The organism is Polaromonas sp. P2_G11, assembly GCF_056403595.1.
The window spans coordinates 1270459-1289210 of the sequence record NZ_JBFUFE010000001.1 but is presented as its reverse complement, the minus strand read 5'-3'; the positions used below and the strand labels follow the sequence as shown (position 1 = coordinate 1289210).

At 61.9% G+C, this 18752-nt stretch carries 16 protein-coding genes; 9 read left to right on the top strand and 7 right to left on the bottom strand.

What is annotated here, in order from left to right:
• The first annotated feature begins 5 nt into the window (after positions 1-5).
• The 3 genes from AC1DWQ_RS06215 to AC1DWQ_RS06205 all read left to right on the top strand — a co-directional run bounded on the left by AC1DWQ_RS06215 (position 6) and on the right by AC1DWQ_RS06205 (position 7377).
• Entirely contained in the window at positions 6-3902 is a 3897-nt protein-coding gene (locus AC1DWQ_RS06215; protein WP_477668839.1) for a beta strand repeat-containing protein, read from the top strand.
• A complete protein-coding gene (locus tag AC1DWQ_RS06210; RefSeq protein ID WP_477668838.1) occupies positions 3889-5445 on the top strand; it encodes a lyase family protein in 1557 nt (518 codons plus the stop codon). The genes AC1DWQ_RS06215 and AC1DWQ_RS06210 overlap by 14 nt, the downstream gene beginning before the upstream one ends.
• A 63-nt stretch (positions 5446-5508) precedes the next feature.
• On the top strand, positions 5509-7377 hold the full coding sequence (locus AC1DWQ_RS06205; RefSeq protein WP_477668837.1) for a peptide transporter: 1869 nt from the start codon (positions 5509-5511) through the stop codon (positions 7375-7377).
• Here the strand turns inward: AC1DWQ_RS06205 and AC1DWQ_RS06200 are convergent.
• Entirely contained in the window at positions 7323-8561 is a 1239-nt protein-coding gene (locus tag AC1DWQ_RS06200) for a cation:dicarboxylate symporter family transporter (protein WP_477668836.1), read from the bottom strand. The two genes, AC1DWQ_RS06205 and AC1DWQ_RS06200, sit on opposite strands and share 55 nt — an antisense overlap.
• Positions 8562-8778: 217 nt before the next feature.
• On the opposite strand from AC1DWQ_RS06200, the gene AC1DWQ_RS06195 reads away from it, so the two are divergent.
• Positions 8779-9702, top strand: a complete 924-nt coding sequence (locus AC1DWQ_RS06195) for a LysR substrate-binding domain-containing protein (RefSeq protein WP_477668835.1) — start codon at positions 8779-8781, stop codon at positions 9700-9702.
• Positions 9703-10009: 307 nt separating this feature from the next.
• A complete protein-coding gene (locus AC1DWQ_RS06190; protein WP_477668834.1) occupies positions 10010-10492 on the top strand; it encodes a hypothetical protein in 483 nt (160 codons plus the stop codon).
• A 15-nt stretch (positions 10493-10507) separates the two neighbouring features.
• On the opposite strand, the gene AC1DWQ_RS06185 is transcribed toward AC1DWQ_RS06190, so the two are convergent.
• Positions 10508-11740 carry a multidrug effflux MFS transporter gene (locus AC1DWQ_RS06185; protein ID WP_477668833.1) on the bottom strand — a complete coding sequence of 411 codons (1233 nt, stop codon included), beginning with the start codon at positions 11738-11740 and terminating at the stop codon, positions 10508-10510.
• Positions 11737-12585, bottom strand: a complete 849-nt coding sequence (rsmI, locus tag AC1DWQ_RS06180; RefSeq protein ID WP_477668936.1) for a 16S rRNA (cytidine(1402)-2'-O)-methyltransferase — start codon at positions 12583-12585, stop codon at positions 11737-11739. The genes AC1DWQ_RS06185 and rsmI overlap by 4 nt, the downstream gene beginning before the upstream one ends.
• Positions 12586-12635: 50 nt before the next feature.
• Between rsmI and AC1DWQ_RS06175 the strand changes: the two genes are divergently transcribed.
• From AC1DWQ_RS06175 to AC1DWQ_RS06165, 3 genes are all read left to right on the top strand, one after another.
• Entirely contained in the window at positions 12636-13091 is a 456-nt protein-coding gene (locus AC1DWQ_RS06175; protein WP_477668832.1) for a YraN family protein, read from the top strand.
• Between the two features lie 95 nt (positions 13092-13186).
• Positions 13187-13786 (top strand): phosphoheptose isomerase, encoded by a 600-nt coding sequence (locus tag AC1DWQ_RS06170; protein WP_431098788.1) that lies wholly within the window; start codon positions 13187-13189, stop codon positions 13784-13786.
• Positions 13783-14442 carry a BON domain-containing protein gene (locus AC1DWQ_RS06165; protein ID WP_477668831.1) on the top strand — a complete coding sequence of 220 codons (660 nt, stop codon included), beginning with the start codon at positions 13783-13785 and terminating at the stop codon, positions 14440-14442. The genes AC1DWQ_RS06170 and AC1DWQ_RS06165 overlap by 4 nt, the downstream gene beginning before the upstream one ends.
• Positions 14443-14523: 81 nt before the next feature.
• Here AC1DWQ_RS06165 and AC1DWQ_RS06160 read toward each other — a convergent pair whose 3' ends face one another.
• From AC1DWQ_RS06160 to AC1DWQ_RS06150, 3 genes are all read right to left on the bottom strand, one after another.
• A complete protein-coding gene (locus AC1DWQ_RS06160; protein ID WP_477668830.1) occupies positions 14524-15426 on the bottom strand; it encodes an NAD(P)-dependent oxidoreductase in 903 nt (300 codons plus the stop codon).
• Positions 15427-15596: 170 nt separating this feature from the next.
• A complete protein-coding gene (locus AC1DWQ_RS06155; RefSeq protein WP_477668829.1) occupies positions 15597-15977 on the bottom strand; it encodes a tautomerase family protein in 381 nt (126 codons plus the stop codon).
• 83 nt (positions 15978-16060) lie between these two features.
• Positions 16061-16483: a 4-oxalocrotonate tautomerase gene (locus AC1DWQ_RS06150; protein ID WP_477668828.1), complete on the bottom strand. Its 423-nt coding sequence runs from the start codon at positions 16481-16483 to the stop codon at positions 16061-16063.
• A gap of 116 nt (positions 16484-16599) precedes the next feature.
• Here AC1DWQ_RS06150 and AC1DWQ_RS06145 point away from each other — a divergent pair, with 116 nt between their 5' ends.
• The gene (locus AC1DWQ_RS06145; protein ID WP_477668827.1) at positions 16600-17547 is read left to right on the top strand and encodes a LysR family transcriptional regulator; all 948 of its coding nucleotides are present in this window, start codon (positions 16600-16602) and stop codon (positions 17545-17547) included.
• On the opposite strand, the gene AC1DWQ_RS06140 is transcribed toward AC1DWQ_RS06145, so the two are convergent.
• Positions 17544-18680 (bottom strand): PilT/PilU family type 4a pilus ATPase, encoded by a 1137-nt coding sequence (locus AC1DWQ_RS06140; RefSeq protein WP_457281554.1) that lies wholly within the window; start codon positions 18678-18680, stop codon positions 17544-17546. The genes AC1DWQ_RS06145 and AC1DWQ_RS06140 overlap by 4 nt on opposite strands.
• Positions 18681-18752 lie beyond the last annotated feature (72 nt).

Genomic DNA, 18752 nt, shown 5'->3' with positions numbered 1-18752 from the left:
CTCGCATGACATACCACTCTTCCCCGGTTTTCCCACGTAAAAGCCGCCCGACGCTGACACCGCTGAGTGCAGCCATCCTGTCAGCGCTTTGCGCCATATACCCGGTACGGGGATATGCGCTGGACGCCAGCGCCTTACCTACCAATGGTCAGGTCACAGCTGGCAGCGGCAGCATCAGCCAGAGCGGCAACGTCATGAACGTGGTACAGGGCAGCGACCGGATGGTTGCTACCTGGAACACTTTTAACATCGGTAGCGCGGCCAAAGTCAATTTCGCGCAGCCCTCGGCCTCGTCGGTGGCCCTCAACCGTGTCACATCCAGCGATGCCTCGCAGATCATGGGCCAGCTCAATGCCAACGGGCAGGTCTACCTGATCAATCCCTCGGGCATCCTGTTCGGTCAGGGTTCAGCTGTCAATGTCGGCGGCCTGGTGGCCAGCTCGCTGAACATCTCGGACGGCAACTTCATGGCCGGCAACAACCGCTTTGAAGCCGGCAGCGCGGGCGGCGCCGTGATCAATGAGGGCAACATCGTGGCGGCCGACGGCGGGTACGTGGCGCTGCTGGGTGCGCAGGTGCGCAATGTGGGCAGCATCACGGCCCGTCTGGGCAGCGTGATGCTGGGCGCGGGCAAGAATATCACGCTGGACTTCAACGGTGACGGCCTGATCAATATGCAGGTGAGTGACCCTTCGCTGGGCGCCAGTGTGGTAAACCAGGGGCTGCTCAAGGCCAACGGTGGCCTGGTCGTCATGTCGGCCCGCTCCGGCGACGCGCTGATGTCCAATGTGGTCAACAACGAAGGCGTGATCGAGGCGACCAGCCTGCAGCGCCGAAACGGCACGGTCCTGCTTGACGGCGGGGAGGCCGGTGTTGTCGCCGTAAGCGGCCGTGTCGACGTCTCCGGCCGCGATGCCGGCGAAACCGGCGGCAGCTTCAAGGCTTTGGGCCAGTACGTCGGTGTGTTCGACGGTGCCCGAATCGATGCTTCCGGCGATGCCGGTGGCGGCACGGTACTGGTCGGCGGCAACTACCAGGGCAGTGGTACCGAGCGCCAGGCCGTCGGAACTTATATGGGGGAGGATGCCCGCATTCATGCCGATGCGCTCAGCAGCGGCGGCGGCGGAAAAGTCATCCTGTGGTCCACCGACAGCACGCAATTTCACGGCGGCATCACGGTGCTGGGTGGCGGGCAGACAGGCAGCGGGGGCCTGGTCGAGACCTCGGGCCATCACCTGGATGCAACGGGTTCGGTGGATATCAGCGCGGCCTCCGGCAAGGGAGGCACCTGGCTGATCGACCCCTACAACATCAACATTACGAGCACGGCAAGCGTCGGCGCGACTGGGAGCTCTCCTTTCACCTCCAGCGGCGCAGCCAGTTCCAACCTGAGTTCGGCCGTGCTCAACGCCTCGCTGTCCGAAGGCGCCAACGTGATCGTCCAAACCTCTGCGGTCGGCGGAACCTCGGGCGACATCAACGTGCTGGACAACGTCAAGGGTGTGGGAAATGCCTCTCTGACCCTGCAGGCGCACCGCAACATCATCATCGGCAGCGGCCGCACCATTTCCAACGGCACCGGCAAAAGCCTCAACGTCTCGCTGGTCTCCAATTACGGTGACACCGGCAACGGCTCTGTGGCCTTGACGGGTAGCACCATTACCACCAACGGCGGGGCCATCACCATCAGCGGCGGCAGCAACCCGCTGACCGGCTACGCCAGCACCAACCAGAGCAGCGCCTCGGGCGTGGCGATCACCAGCGGCGCTTCGCTGAGCACCAGCGGCGGCAACATCACGATACGCGGCGCCTCCACCTCGACAAGCTCCAGCAGCAGCGCGGTGAATATATCCGGCTCCACGCTCAATGCCGGCGGCGGCAACATCTCCATCCTGGCCAACGTCGCCAGTGCCACCGGGACCGGCGACGCCTTTGTGCTTACGGGAGGCAGTAACGTACAGACCAGCGGCGCTGGCTCCATCACGGTGGACAGCACCAACCTGGGCAGCGGCAACGGCACGCGTATTTTCAGCACCAACAACACCATGGCTGCAAGCGGTTCCGGCAATTTGACGATCAGCGGCAACGCAACCTCCGGTTTTGGCGTGCTGATCTGCTCGACGGCCAGCACCTCTACCCAAAAACTCAGCGTCGGCAGTGGCAATCTGACTATCCAGGCCAATGACAACGGCTTTGCCGGTGCCGGCCGCGGCGTCTACCTGGCGGCTTCCGGCAATGGCGCCGTAGTACTCAATGCAACGACCAGCGGTGCCATCACGCTGCGTGGTAGCAGCACCGGCAGTTACGGCACGGTGCTCAACTCGACGGGTTCCGGATCTTCCATCAGCATCTTTTCGGACGGCAACATCACGGTGACCGGCAACACTTCGGGCGGCACGACGCCGGCGCTGGGTTTGCTAAGCTCCGGCGTCGGTACGAGCGCGGCCACCGCCTCGCAGATCAACATCAACAGCACAGCCGGCGCACTCAAGCTGCTGGCCAACAACAGTGTGGTCAATCCCACTACCGGCTCATTCAAGGCCGTGTCGCTGGACGCCAGCGGCGCCTACGCCAGCATCAATCTGGGCACGCAGTCGGGCGCGCTGACGCTCGACGGCACCAGCTATTCGGGGCGTGGCGTTGACATCGCGCCGTCCGGTGCCAATGCGGCCATCAACATTACCACCGGCAGCGGCGCTATTGCCGTCAACGGCAACAGCACGAGCAGTTTCGGCGGCTACGGTATCTTCCTGAACTCCACCGGGAACGCGAACGGCGTCAACGTCACTACCGTGAGCGGTGACATCACCTTCAGGGGCGATTCCATAGGTACCTCGGACGCTATCTCCCTGGGCGGTAGCGCATCCAGCACCAACTCGGTCAACAACATCTCTTCGCAAGGCGGCAACATCACGCTGGTCGGCAACTTCCATTCGCCGAACGCCGGGGAGCTCGACCACGGTATCGCCATCCAGAACGTCGCCAATCGCATCCAGACCACCGGTTCGGGCAACGTGACGCTGGTCGGCAGCGCAGCCGACCAGGGCAATGGCGTCAGCATCTATGGTGGCGGAAAGGCCCTGGTCAGTGTCGAGAACGGCGCGCTCGCGATCACCGGGAGCAGTGTTTATGGCGACGGGGTGGGCGTGCTGACTGGTAACAATGTCATACGCGCCACTGGAGGCGGTTCAGTGAGTGTGGCTGGCAGCTCCACCTATGGCAGCGGCGTCACCATTTACCCGTCGACGGCGACCAGTTCCGCCGCCATTTCCACGGTGTCGGGCAAGCTCTCGATCACGGGCAGCAACAGCGCGGCGTCTGCGGCGCCGGCAGTCCTCCTGCGCACTGCGGCCTCGGGAGCTGCCAACGGCGTCAGTATCACGTCGGGCAGCGGTGACATCGACATCAAGGCTGCGACAGCCGGCTCCGGCGAGGGGCTGTCCATCGTTGGCAGCAGCGCCAATGCCTTCAATACCATCAGCACGGGTGGTAATGGAAATCTGCTCGTATCGGGCTCCGGTGGCAGCTACGGGGTGCGCATAGACGGCGGCACCAACAAGCTGCAGGTGGAGAACGGCGTTCTGCTCATCAGCGCCAGTGCGCCGAGTGGGCAGCCCTTCAGCCAGTCTTCGGACGCTACGACAATTGCCGCCACCGGTTCCGGGGTTGTGCTGCGCAATCTCGGCGGCAAGATGGTCAGCAGCCTGACCAGCGCGGATTCGGCCGCGGCGACCGCTGCGCTGCAATCGGAAATGACTGGCAGCGACTGGATGGCGCCCCTTGCCGGCGACACTGCATCCCCGACCTCCAACGGCGGAACGGACAGGCTCACCATTTCCGTGGTGTCGTCCAATGCCAATCTCAATGCATCCGCTGCAGGCAAAGAAGATGCAACGCCTTGAGTCCGCGTCCCTCGCGGCGTTCACTGGCTCCATTCCACGCCGCGCCGGTCGGCTGTTGCTGGTTCCTTTGTTGCTGGTATCGCTGTCCGCTTTGGCTGTCGCTGCCGACAAGAAAGCCGGGCAAGCCGAGCACGACAACTTCCATTTTCTCGGCGAGATGAACAAGGCCTCAACCGTGATGGTGGTCGAGACAAAAATCGTCCCGCCAGAGCTCGGCAGAAAGATTGCGCGGGCGGTCGACCAAGTGATCAGGGACGGCAACCAGCCGGGCGCGAAACGCCCTGGGGATTACCTGCAATACGAGCCGCTGATCCTGGCGTTGGCCGGCCCCGATGGTTCGCGCATGCATTCCGGCCGCAGCCGCCAGGACATTCTGTCCACCACGCGGCGCCTGATGCAGCGGGAGCGCGCGCTGGCTCTGATGGACGCGATGATCCAATCGAAGGCGCAGCTGCTGGCCGTGGCGGAGAAGAACCTGGACACCATCGTTCCGGCCTATACCAATGGCGTGCAGGCCCAGCCCACCACTTACGCGCACTACCTGCTGGCCTTTGCCTCGGTCTTCGGGCGCGACAGCGCGCGCCTGAAAGAAGCCTATGCGCGCCTCAATATGAGCCCGCTGGGCGCGGGTGCGCTCGGTACCTCGAGCTTTCCGGTGAATCGCCAACGCCTGGCGGAGCTGCTGGGTTTTGACGGTGCGGTGGAAAATTCCTACGACGCGGCTCAGCTCGGCGCGCTCGACCAGGGCGTGGAATTGGTGGGCCTGTGCAGCAACGCGGCGCTGATGATAGGCGTGCTGGTACAGGACATGCACACCCAGTACCACCAGACCGCTCCCTGGATCACCATCCAGGAAGGGAGGCTCATCGGAACCAGCAGCATCATGCCGCAAAAACGCAATCCCTATGCTCTTAACGGGCTGCGGTTGCAGGCCAGCGAGGTGGTGGGTAACGCCTTCACCTACCAGCTGGAGGCGCACAACGTCACGCCCGGCATGCCCGACTACAAGCGCGATCAGGTCGAGAAAACCCTGGACCTCACGACCAATGCCTTCGTGAAGCTGGCCGACCTGATGAACAATCTCGTCATTGATCGCAACCGCGCGCTGCAGGAAGTCGACGCCGAGTACTCCACCACCACCGAGCTGGCCGATATCCTGCAGCGCGACGCCGACGTCCCTTTCCGTGTCGGCCACCATTTCGCCTCGGATCTGGTCAACTACGGCCGCGCCAACAAGCTCAAACCCGCCGAAATCCCCTTTGACGTCGTCAAGCAACTGTATGCCGAGGCGGTAAAAGCCTTTAGCTTCCCGCAGACTGAATTCCCGCTGACGCAGGAGCGCTATCGAACGTCGTTGACCGCGCAGAACATGCTGGCCTCGAGCAAAGGCCTGGGTGGCCCGCAGCGCACGGAGACGGTCAGGATGCTGGTGGCCGAGAAGAGCCGGTTAGAGCAGGACGCCGCCTGGCTCAAGGCGCAGCAGGACAAGCTCGCGCGTGCCCAGTACAACCTGGACCGCACCTTTTCCGGGCTGGTCCAATGAGTTTCACGGCGGCAGCGGCGATACTGGCGCTGTCGGCCTGACGGGGCCATCGACAAGGGCACCATGGCTGACGATACTTTTTCGCTGGAGAACTTCGAATACCTGTGCTACTCCCGCCAGCAGGAGCCGGCTGCGCGAGAGCTGGTCAAGCTGCTGCTGCTCATAGACAGGAACTACGGCAACCTGGACGGCAACTTCGCGCTCAGCCTGTCGACCGCCATAGGTGCGCAGGAGCGTGACGCGCACGGCCTGACCCGCCTCACCAGCGCCATCTCGGCCCTGTTTTCCGATCCGACCTTTCATGTCTCGCCCGGCGGCTTCGGCCAGCTCATCAACTTCCAGCGCTGGTTGTCGGCGCTGTTCGCCGCCAGCGCCTTTGTCCATTGCGACCACATCCTGAGGTCGCTCAACTATCTGGGTTCCGGCGCGCCGGAGTTCCACGTAAGCGAGCGGGACCTCGTGAAGTTCTGCATCCTGTATTCGCCCGAATCGGAAATCCCGCTGGATGTGGAATTGCTGTGGCGCCAGAACAAAAAGCTGGCTGCCGCGCTGTTCGTGGCCCTGTTGTCGCCGCGCTTCCTCGGCTCGCCAGCCGCGCATTCCAAGCGGGAGGCGCTGCTGGCCTGGCTGCCTGCCCACCTCGAAGAAATCGAAAGCCTGGACACCCTGCCGGTAGGCATCCTGCATGACGTGTACATGCACTGCAGCTACGCCGACCTGGCCGACCGCCATGAGATCAAGCGCCCCATCAACCGGCTGGTTCGCAAGAAGCTCGAGGCGCTGGGCCTGGGGCGCGCTGCGCCCGCGCTCGCGCTCGCCGCGCAAAGTGCGGACAAGCCCATCATGCTGGTACTGCTCGAGTGGTTCTCCGGCGGGCATTCGATTTACCGCACGCATTCCCGGACTTTGGAGGCCGCGCGCAGGCATTTTCGCCTGGTGGCCATTGCTTACCCCTGCAACATCGACGAACTGGGCCGGGCGGTGTTTGACGAGGTGATTGATTTCGCTGCGCCCAATGACATGATCGCCTGTCTGCGCCAGCTGCACGCGCTGGCCGGCTCCCTCAGGCCTGCCGTGTTTTACATGCCCAGCGTCGGCATGTTTCCCATCACCATGTTCGCGGCCAATCAGCGCCTGGCGCCCGTGCAGGTGGCCGCGCTGGGCCATCCCGCCACCACGCATTCCGACCGTATCGATTACATCAGCGTGGAAGAAGACTTTGTCGGCGACCCCGCCTGCTTCAGCGAAACCCTGTTGCGCTTGCCAAAGGACGGGCAGCCTTACCGCCCGTCGGCCATCGAAGTCTCGCTGGCACGGCCACAACGGCAGGACTCGGTGGTCGTCAACATCGCCGTGGCCGCGACCACCATGAAGATCAATCCGAAATTCCTGGTGACCTGCCAGAAAATACGCGCGGGCTCACGCAAGCAGATACGGTTTCATTTCCTGATTGGACAGGCAACCGGCCTGATCTATCCGCAAGTGCGAAGGGTGATTCGCCGCTACCTGCCGGACGCCGAAATCTACGCGCACCAGCCCTACCCGGATTACCTCGCCATCTTCAATCGCTGCGACATGTTTCTGAGCCCCTTTCCTTTCGGCAATACCAACGGCATCACCGACGCGGTGACGGTCGGCCTGCCCGGCGTGTGCAAGACGGGGCCTGAGGTGTTCGAGCACATTGATGAAGCGCTGTTCCGGCGCTTGGGCCTGCCCGACTGGAGCATTGTCGCCAGTGTGGAGGACTATGTCGCCGCCGCCATCCGCATGGCCGACGACTATGCGGAGCGGGCCGCGCTATACCGCAGGCTGGAGCGGTCCGAGAGCCTGAACGCCCTGTTCGAAGGCCGCGCGGAATGCCTGGGCGAACGCCTGTATCAGATCTGGTCGGCGACGGCGGGCGAGGAGGGGTCCCTGCCCGACAGAGCCTGATGCATGGCTTGGCGGTCCAGCGCTTTTTCCCAGGCGCACACAACGACGCAGGCCACACAATTGCCGAGCATGTTGGTGAGGGAGCGGCATTTCATCAAACGCTCTATGCCCAGCAACAAGACTATGCCCGCGACCGGAATGAGATTCTGGCTGGCCAACGTCGCTGTCAGCGCGACGAAGGCCGAACCGGCGACGCTGGCGGCGCTCTTGGAAGTCAGCATCGCGATGCCCAGCAGTGACAGCAGCGGCCAGAAACCCAGTTCGACATGCGCCACCTGCGCCAGGAAGATCGCCGCCATGGCGATATAGATGTTGCTGCCGTTCAGGTTGAAACTGAAGCCGGTCGGCAGCATCAAGCGCACCACCGATTTGGCGCAGCCCATTCTTTCCATTTTTCCGACCAAGCCTGGCAAAGCGGCTATCGATGAAGCGGTGAAGAAGACCAGCAGCAGCTCTTCCTTCACATAGGCGACCAGGCGAAAGATGTTGCAACCAGCGGCGCGCGCCAGTAGACCCATCACGACGCAGACAAACAGGATGCTGACGAGATAAATCGCGCCGAGAAACTGCAGCAGCGGTAGCACCGAAGATGTCCCGTAACGGCCTATCATGAAGGCCACAGCACCGAAGGCAGCAAGTGGCGCCAGCTTCAGGACCATGCCGACCATGCCCTGCAACACCTGTTGCGTCGCTTCGATGAGCTCCAGCAGGCTGCGGCCGCGTTCACCCGCGCGCGTCAGTGCAATGCCCGACAGGAGCGCCAGCAGCAGGATCTGCAGGTTGTTGTTGCCGGTGAAGGCGCTGGCAAATGTCGGGGGGATGATGTTGAGCAAAAAGTCGGTCGTACTTTCCGTGGCCGGCGCAGGTGCAACGCGCTGTGCGATGTCAGCCGTAAAACCCGGCGCGAAACCCTTCCCGGGCGCCAGCTGCAAGGCGCCCAGCATGCCCGCCAGCAGCGAGATCAAGGTCATGGCCTCGAAGTAGATGATGGCCTTGATGCCCACCTGCGTGGCCTGCAGCCGGTTGCGCATGCTGGCGATACCGGACACCACCAGGCAAAAGATCAGCACGCCGATCAGCATGCCGATCAGGCGCAGAAAGCCGTCGCTTAGGGGCTTCATCAGCGCGCCGGCTGAGGGGAAAAAATTCCCCAACAGCATGCCGGCGGCAAAGGCGAGAGCCATCTGTGCAATGGGATGGCAAAGTATTTTTCTAATTCTGATCATCTATCGCCCAGTCTACGGGCGGCTTGGCTACCGTAGCCCGGGAGCCGCGCCATACGGTTGTTTTTTGCGGATGGACGGCGCGTGTAAAGACGCGAAGGCGTCACGCGCCGTCGAGGGCATATGCATAAAATCCGGAAATAAGACCTCCAATACCTAAAAAAGATGGGCCGACGCCATGGAGCTGAGACACCTGCGCTATTTCCTGATGGTTGCCGAGGAGCAGCATTTCACGCGTGCCGCCGAGCGCTTGAACATGCAGCAGCCGCCCTTGAGCCACCAGATCCGGCTGCTGGAGGAAGAGCTGGGTTTCGAATTGTTCCGCCGCCACCCCAAGGGCGCTGCGCTGACGGCCGGGGGCGCCGTATTTGTGCAGGAAGCCCAGGCCATCCTGCGCAGTGTTGAGCAGGCATCGGCGCGCGCGGCGCGCGCCGCACAGGGCTTTGAAGGCACGCTGGCCATCGGCTTTACCAGTTCGGCCGCTGCCCATCCCCTTATTCCGGGGATTATCCGGGCCTACCGCAGCGCTTATCCCGGTGTGCATCTGGATTTGAGGGAAGCCAATGCGGCCGAGCTGACCGAGGGCATAGACAGGGGCAAGGTCAATGTCGCGATTTTGCGCACGCCCGTAAGCCATCCGCGTGGCGTGAGCTTTTTTTCCTTGCTCGAAGAGGAGATGCTGCTGATTCTGCCGGTGGGTCACGCGCTGGTGGCGGGCGCCGCCAAGGGCAAGATGCCGGCCATTGATCTGAAATCCCTGGCTGATGAGCAGTTCATTCTGGTGCGCAGACACGGCGCACCGGGCATGTATTCGGATCTGATCGAAGCCTGTGAACAGGCGGGCTTCACGCTCAGGATCGCCTTGGAGGTGGAGCGCATGCTGACCAATATCAGCCTGGTCGCGGCGGGCGCGGGCGTTTCCGTGGTTCCCGCATCCATGAAGGATTTTCACCGTGAGAGCGTGGTGTACTGCCGTATCACCAATGCCAGGCCCGCGCTGGTGGCACCTATCACGCTGGTGAGCCGGGAAGACAGTAATTCGCCGGCCGAAAAGAATTTCCTGGATCTGGCCAAAATTTTTGCGCGGCAGCACAAAGCCTGAGTGCGCGCGGGTGCATGGACACCAAACACCTCGGCCCCCAGGCGGGCTCAGTACAAAACGAGTCGGCGAGTTTGCTTGAGGCCTGGTCCAATCCGTTGAATCCCGGCTTCGAGCCGTTGCCCTGCATCATGGGCGCCAGAAACAACGACAGCGGCAGTCCGGGCGCCTTCAGCGGGTGCGGCATGATGCAACAATCCGTGATTCGGCCCGCGCAGGGAAGATCGGTTGGGCAGGTGTCACGGGGAACGTTCTGGCCGCGATTGAGTCCCAAGTCTCGTAATCAATTAAATTTCAGGCAGGAGTAACCGTGAGGGCATTTAAATTAGTTTCCGGTCTTGTTGTCGCGGTGCTGTGTGCCGCCGGCTGCGCGTTGACAGCGATAAAGCCCGGCATGACCCGCGAGAACGTCATCGCGCTTCGCGGAACGCCGTCCCGGGTGGTGCCGCTGGATGCGGGAACCCGGCTGCAGTATTCGGGCCAGCCGCTTGGTCAGTTCGCCACGATGGTAGATCTGGATGCCGCCGGCAGGGTCATCAGCGTCCGCGAGGTCCTGACGCCAGCAGAGTTTTCAAGAATCCAGCCGGGCAAGTGGATGCGCTCGGATATGGAACGCGAATTTGGCCGGCCAGCAAAGATTGACCGTGTAGCGTCATGGTCCGGCGACATCATGACTTACCGCTGGCGAGACAGTGATCAGCCCATGTTTTTCTGGGCTTATCTGGACGGCAACAACGTGGTGCAACGCATCGGGCAGGGCATGGAATTTCCCATGCGAGTCAATGATCGTTAAAAGGCGTATTGCACGCTAGTCGGGTGTTGCGGAGCGGCCGATATCCGGCCACCGGTGATGCAGATACACCCAGGCAACCAACCCGATGCACATCATCCCGAGCGAGACTGCCGCCAATGCCCGGGTGGAGTGCATTGTGAGCGGGGCGATGACACCGGCAACAATGCCGTTGGCGGTTGAGCCCACGAAGGCCTGAAGGGAAGAAGCCATGCCGCGCCGTTCAGGATAAAGGTCCAGCACCAGCAGCGTGACAACCGGCACCATCAGTGCCCAGCCGAATGCAAACACTGCGATCGGAAAGAGGGACCACGAAGCATGCGGGGCGAACAGCATGTTGGCAATCAGGTTAAGCACCGAGGTGACCAGCATGATGACAAAGCCGTGCCGTATTTGCTGCTTGGGGGCGATTTTTCCTGCCAGGCGGCCGCTCAGCCACGCGCCGGACATGATGCCGGAGATTGTCAGGATGAAAAACCAGAAAAATTCGGTAGGCTGCAGTGCCAGGTGTTCCCCCAAAAAAGCGGGCGCTGACAGCACATACAAAAACATGCCGTTGAATGGCACGCCGCTGGCCAGCGCCAGCAATAAAAAGCGGGGGCTGGAACCCAACTGCCAGTAGCCCCGCATCAGATGCCTGACTTCAAACGGCTGGCGTTCCAGCGGCGGAAGTGTCTCGGGCAAGAACCGGAAGTTGGTAGCCCACAGGATCACACCCACTCCCGTCAGAAACCAGAAGATGCTGTGCCAGCCCAGATGCACAAAAAGCCAGCCGCCGACGATGGGCGCAAGGGCTGGGGCCACTCCGAAATAGATGGTGACCTGGCTCATGACCTGTTGGGCCTGAGCCGGCGGGTACATGTCGCGTATGACGGCGCGCGACACCACAATGCCCGCACCTGTCGACAAGCCCTGCATGGCCCGGAAAAAAACCAGCTGCCCGATGCTTTGCGAAAGCGCGCAACCGGCCGACGCCAGAGTGAATAGCGCGATTCCCCACAACACCACCGGCCGACGGCCAAAACTGTCGGCCAGCGCACCGTGAAACAAGTTCATGAAAGCAAAACCGAACAGGTAGGCCGACAGCGTCTGTTGCATTTCTACCGGTGATGCTCCCAGCGACTGCGCCATGCCGGAAAAGGCGGGAATGTAGGTGTCGATGGAAAACGGACCGAGCATCCCGAGCACAGCCAACAAGGCGGCAAGCGCCCAGCGTGGTGCGTGCCAGAGTTCGTCGGCGTTGGGGTTCATTCTTTTTTCAGCTTGAGTGCGGTGTCATAGAGCTCGTTACGTCCCACGCCGGTGATTTCTGCCGCGACTTTTACAGCAGTCTTGAGCGGCAACTCCGCCAGCAACAACTGCAGCACCCGTGTGCCATCTTCGGGGTTATCCGCAGCGGCGCAAGGATGCAGTACCAGTGCAAATTCACCGCGCGTACGCTGGGCGCCAGCGGCCAGCCAGCCGGAAAAATCCTGCGCCGGCACGGTCGCAATTTCCTCAAATTGCTTGGTCAGCTCACGGCCAACGGTGACCAGGCGGCCTTGCAGCACCGCCAGTGCTTTCGCAAGCGCCTCGATGCGGTGTGGCGCCTCCAGAATCACGATGGCCCGGGCATCGGTTTGCAGCTGCTGGATGGCCTGGTCGCGTTCACCGGCCTTGCTCGGCAGGAAACCGGCGAATACGAACCCGGTGTCACCGCCCGGGCTGCTCAGCCCGGCCACGCTGAGCACCGCAGTGACGCTGCTGGCACCCGGCAGGGGCATGATGGCCAGTCCAGCGGCACGAACGGCGGCGACCAGGCGGGCGCCGGGATCGCTCACGGCCGGCGTGCCGGCGTCGCTGATATAGGCCACGCGCTCACCCCGCTGCAGGCGTTCGATCACCAGACCTGCGGCCTCAGCTTCATTGTGTTCGTGCACCGCCAGCAGGGGTTTGTCGATGCCGTACTGCCGCAGCAGGGGTTGAGAATGCCGCTTGTCTTCGCAGGCTATGGCGTCTACCAGCTGCAGTACTTGCAGGGCGCGCAGGCTGATGTCGGCCAGGTTCCCGATCGGGGTCGCCACCACATAGAGCGCACTTTCCGGATAATGCTGCATGCCTGCTGCGGCGCGTGCCGCATTCAGTGCCAGGTCGAAGGAAGCGTTCAATGTGGTTTTCCAGAAAACAGGTTGCCGGGACGGCGTCAAAAGCGACGGCCCTTCAGGCCCCAGCCTCGCCTGGGCAGGTTACCACCAAGTCGAGGGGTGATGCTGCGGAAGCTGCCGCGCGCGCCTACCTCGCCAAGGCCGGACTGGTGTTGGTCGATACCAATTATCGGACGCCGGGCCGCGGCGGCGGCGAGATCGACCTGGTCATGCGCGCACCTGACGGTACTCTGGTGTTTGTGGAAGTGCGCCAGCGCACGGGCGTCTCGCACGGCGGCGCCGGCGCCAGCATCAGCCCGGCCAAGCAACAGCGAATCATCTTTGCCGCGAGGCACTATCTCATGCGTTTCGCCAGCCCACCGCCTTGTCGATTCGACGTGGTCCTGGTCAACGGGCCGCAGGACGACGGGGCGGCCCCTGACATTGAATGGCTGCCCGGGGCTTTCGACGCGTCCTGAACGCCGGGAATGGCGGAATTTGTAACCATCCATTGCCAGCCTGCGCAAACCCCTCCGGGACCGGCGGAGCAGTCCGACCCGCTATCATTGACCCCATGCTTGAACAACGTATCGAACAGCAGTTCATTGACAGTGCCGACCTGAAATACCAGGCGGCACAGGTCCTGTCCAAACCGATTGCGGCCGCCGTGCAGGCCATCCTGGCCAGCGTCACCAGTGGCGGCAAAGTCCTGGCCTGCGGCAATGGTGGCTCGGCAGCGGATGCCCAGCACTTCGCTGCGGAGTTTGTGGGGCGCTATGAGCGCGAGCGGCCGGAGCTGGGTGCGATTGCGCTGACGACCGACAGCTCCATCCTCACCGCCATTGCCAACGACTACGACTTCACGGTCATCTTCTCGAAGCAAGTGCGTGCCCTGGGCGGCGCCGGCGACGTATTGCTGGCCATCAGCACCAGCGGCAATTCGGCCAATGTGCTGGCCGCCATCGAAGCCGCCCATGAGCGCGAGATGACCGTGGTGGCGCTGACGGGGCGCGGGGGCGGCAAGATGACCCATGCCCTGCGCGAAACCGATGTGCATATCTGCGTGCCGCATGAGCGGACCGCGCGTATCCAGGAAGTGCACCTTCTTGTCCTCCATTGCATTTGCGATGGTGTGGACACCCAGTTACTTGGCGATCAGGAGACCTCTGTATGACATATGCCCCGTTGAAACGACTCACTCTGGCCGTTGGTACGTCGGTCTTGCTTGGCAGTGCCCTGACAGCCTGCTTTCCTTTGGTGGTAGGTGGCATGGCCGGGGGGGCGCTTGTTGCCACCGACCGCCGCACGTCGGGTGCGCAGCTGGAAGACGAGGGCATTGAATTGCGGGCGGCCAGCCGGATTCGCAGCAACGTGGGCGACCGTGTGCATGTCAACTTGACCAGCTACAACCGCCAGGTGTTGCTGACGGGTGAAGTGCCCAGCGCGCAAGACAAGCAGCTGGTCGAGCAGATCGTTTCGCGTGTGGAGAATGTGACCTCGGTGGTCAATGAACTGGCCGTGATGGGCAACGCCACCCTGACACAGCGCTCGTCCGACACCCTCGTCACCGGCCGTGTCAAGGCGATGCTGGTGGATGCCCGTGACCTGTCGTTGAACGCCTTCAAGGTGGTGACCGAGCGTGGTACGACCTACCTGATGGGGCGTGTTACACAGCGCGAGGCGGATCGCGCCACCGAAGTGGTCCGCTCCACTCCGGGTGTGCAAAAAGTCATCCGCATGTTTGAAATCATCAGCGAGGAAGAGCTGGCACGCATGCTGCCGTCAAAACCCGTCGAGCCACCCGCAGGCGCCAAACCCGCCGGGAGTTGACGTTAGTTAGGGGCGGGCAGTGCTGGCCTCGGCAGCATTGCCGCTCTGCTTTCCACCCGATTTTTCCGGTTGGCCCAGTTTCTATTTCAGGCGCTTGATCAGGCTCGATGTGTCCCAGCGCTGGCCGCCCATGGCTTGTACGTCGGCATAAAACTGGTCGACCAGGGCCGTCACAGGCAGGCGCGCACCGTTGCGCTTGGCTTCGTCCAGTACCAGGCCCAGGTCCTTGCGCATCCAGTCCACGGCAAACCCGAAGTCAAACTTGTCGGCCACCATGGTTTTGCCGCGGTTGTCGAGCTGCCAGCTTTGCGCTGCGCCCTTGCCAATCACGTCCAGGACCTGGTTGACATCCAGACCGGCCTTCTGGCCAAACGCCACCGCTTCGCTCAGGCCCTGTACCAGGCCAGCAATGCAAATCTGGTTGACCATCTTGGTAAGTTGCCCCGCGCCGCTTGGGCCCATCAGCGTGAAGGCTTTTGAAAAAGCCATGCCCACTGGTTTCACGGCCTCAAATGCTGCGGCGTCTCCGCCGCACATCACTGTGAGCGCGCCATTTTGCGCACCAGCCTGGCCACCCGAGACGGGTGCATCTATGAAGTGCAGGTCGATCTTGGAGGCCGCGGCGGAGAGTTCACGCGCCACATCGGCCGAGGCCGTGGTGTGGTCCACGAAGATGGCGCCCGGTTTCATGCCGGCCAGCGCTCCATCGTTACCCAGTACCACGCTGCGCAGGTCGGCATCATTGCCCACGCAACAGAAAATGACGTCTGCGCCTGCAGCCGCCTCGCGCGGTGTGGCGGCTGCACGGCCCTTGAACTCGCTCGTCCAGGAGGCAGCCTTGGCGGCGCTGCGGTTGTAGACCGTGACGTCGTGGCCCGCCAGCGCCAGGTGCCCGGCCATCGGGAAGCCCATGACACCGAGGCCCAGGAAGGCGACAGTACGTGAATCGGAAGTTTCGTAGGTTTTGGGGTGAATTGATGACACAGTTAAATCTCTTGAGGCCCGTCGGGCAAGGGGGTTTTGCAGCAATGATTATGGCTTGATTGCGCGCTTTGCCCAGTGAACCTCCCTGTTTTCCCATGAAGGAGCAGCTTCACATTCATGGCGCATCTCAGCGCGTTGGGGGGTGTGCAAAACAGGCTGTCCTGCCCCTTTTAACTGAATTGCATCATGCCGTTTCCAAAAGACCAGTTCTCACGCGACGTCTCAACCAGATTGATGATGACGTCGGCCGGACTAAAGCTGCAATTCGACGAGATTTGTTTTCCGATTTCCGAGAAGAGCGCCTTCTTCATGTCCAGCGATCGGCCGGGGGCGCAGAATATTTGAATAAAAACCACGTGGGCGGAGTGCGTGACCCCAAGGAATTCTTCGGAGCAAATGAGCTGGCGCGGTGCATGACGCGTGAGCGTCTGGAAGCGATCCGGCCCCGGCACATTGAAAGTGTCTACCAGGGCTTGATGCACAAGGCCCGACACGGCCGAAAGCTCTTCGTCCGGCGTGGTGTCAGGAAGGTCAATTCGTACGAGAGGCATGAAGTTTCCTGTGGGTTTAATCGGTTGGTGTGCTGTGCGGAGAGACGGAGGTGAATGGGGGCAGGGTGAGTTCCCGCGCTTGCCTAGCCCGCGGCAGCTCCAATGGCCATTCCCAGGTCGGCGTTGGTATAGGCTTTGCCGGCAATTCCCCAGGCGCCCTCCACCGCATAGGTCACGTTGACGAAGGTGCGCGCTCTCGGGTGTTTTCCCGCCTTGAGCTCGTCAATGATGTCTGTTGCCGCCTTGACGAAGTTGTCTTTCACCGACTGATCGGGGAAGGTGACAGAAGGGACCTTAACCTCTATGACCGCAAGCGACTGGGGTTTGCCGCCGGCATAGCTGTGCTCTTCAGGGTAAATGTCGACATGCCCAATGACTGCGGGAGTCATGAAGGCGTTTCCGCTGAGGCCGTGTACCTGCAGCAAGGCGCCTGCAACTCTGGAGAAAACCTCGCGCTCGCCGGCCGGCGTTAAAAGTCCCTGCGATAGCTGGATGGAGATGGGCATAAAAATCCTTTGAAGAGCGACGGCGCAACATGTCCGTGCGAAGTGAACTGTGCCCAGGATGGCGTCGGCTGGAAATCCCCCCGAATGCATAATGCTCGTGTCAAATCTGCACAAGCATGAAAAACCTCAGCCTTGACGACTTCTCGCTGTTTGCGCAGCTTGCATCTGCCCAGTCGCTCTCGACAGTAGCGAGGGACCGCAACGTTGCGGCCAGCCATATGTCGCGTTCGCTCGCGCGCATGGAGGCTCAATGCGGCCTGCGGCTGATGCACCGGACCACTCACAGCCTCTCTCTCACTGACGAAGGTGAGGTCTTCCTCGAATATGCCCAGCGCATCCTTACCGAACACAGGCAATTGCAAAACAGCTTCGCCAGCAGAAGCCGCTCAGTGGTGGGTACGGTGCGCTTGAGCATCAGCCAGATTCTTGCTGAATATGTACTGATTCCCCGGCTGGGCAAGCTGCGGGCCTTGCACCCGGAATTGAAGCTGGACCTGCATCTGGATGATCGCCTTGTCAGCATGGCCGATGAGGCGATGGATATCGTCGTGAGGGCGGGTGTTGCACCTGCGCAGACGGCCATTGCCCGTAATCTTGGAAGCCATGGGCGTGCTTTGTACGCCTCACCCGTGTATCTCAAGAAGCATGGCGTTCCGCGTGCGCCGGCAGATCTTCAATTGCACAGTCTGATATCAAATACCACTTCGATTACCCACAATCAATGGACCTTCGAAGAAAACGCGGTCGTCACCCCACTCGCGGTGCAGGGGCAGTTGCGCGTCAATAGCAGCGCTGCGGTGGTTTCACTTGCCTTGGCGGGAGCCGGCATTGCCCGGATCAACGACGTTATCGGCCGCGAGCTGGTGGCGCAAGGCCGGTTAAAGCCCGTGCTGGCCCGGCACACGGTGAGCGATGTCTATTCTATTGATGCGGTGATTCTGGCCGAACGCCATCGGGCTCCCAAAATCCGGGCCACTATCGATTACCTTCAGGCCTGCTTCGCGGCCTTTAGCCCTTCCAACTCAGCCCTTGGCCGGAACAACGCCGGCAGTTCAGCGGCTTAAACGATAGCGAAGTTTTCGGTGCCGGCCGCCAGGTCGACGGACTTGGCGCGTTGCGAGTTGAGCTTGATCTGCAGGCGCAGGTCGTTCACCGAGTCGGCGTTGCGCAGGGCATCTTCGTAGGTGATGAAGTGGCTCTCGAAGGCGTCGTACAGCGCCTGGTCGAAAGTCTGCATGCCCAGGTTGCGGCTTTTTTTCATGATCTCCTTGATTTCGGAGACTTCGCCCTTGAAGATCAGATCGGAGATCAGCGGCGAGTTGAGCATGACCTCCACCGCCGCAAAACGGCCCTTGCCGTCCTGCTTGGGCACCAGCCGCTGCGAAATCATGGCCTTGAGGTTGAGCGAGAGGTCCATCAGCAACTGGGTGCGGCGCTCTTCGGGGAAAAAGTTGATCACGCGGTCCAGCGCCTGGTTGGCGCTGTTGGCGTGCAAGGTGGCCAGGCACAGGTGGCCGGTTTCCGCGAATGCGATGGCATGTTCCATGGTTTCGCGATCGCGGATCTCGCCCATCAGGATCACGTCGGGCGCCTGGCGCAACGTGTTTTTGAGGGCCGCTTCCCAGCTGTCGGTGTCCAGGCCCACTTCACGTTGCGTGATCACGCAGTTCTTGTGCGCATGGACAAATTCCACCGGGTCTTCAATCGTGATGATGTGGCCGAACGACTGCTCGTTGCGCCAGTCGACCATGGCCGCCAGCGTGGTGGATTTACCCGAACCGGTAGAGCCCACCAAAATGGTCAGGCCGCGCTTGCTCATCACCACTTCCTTGAGCACCTGGGGCACGCCCAGCCCGTCGATGGTGGGCAGCACGGCGGGAATCGTCCGCATCACCATGCCGACCTTGCCCTGCTGGATGAACGCATTGACACGGAAGCGGCCCACGCCGGGCGGCGAGATGGCGAAATTGCATTCCTTGGTGCGTTCGAATTCGGCGGCCTGCTTGTCGTTCATGATGGAACGGGCAAGGGCGAGCGTGTGGCCGGCGTTCAGCGGCTGCGGCGACACTTTGGTCACCTTGCCGTCGACTTTCATGGCCGGTGGGAAGTCGCCTGTGATGAACAGGTCACTGCCATTACGGCTGACCATGAGTTTCAGCAGATCATTGATGAATTTACTGGCCTGGTCGCGTTCCATTTGCGACTCCTTTCAAACAAACTCTGTCGTTGCCGGAAACTCGGCAGGATCGGTGACGGTGGTTCTCTCTTC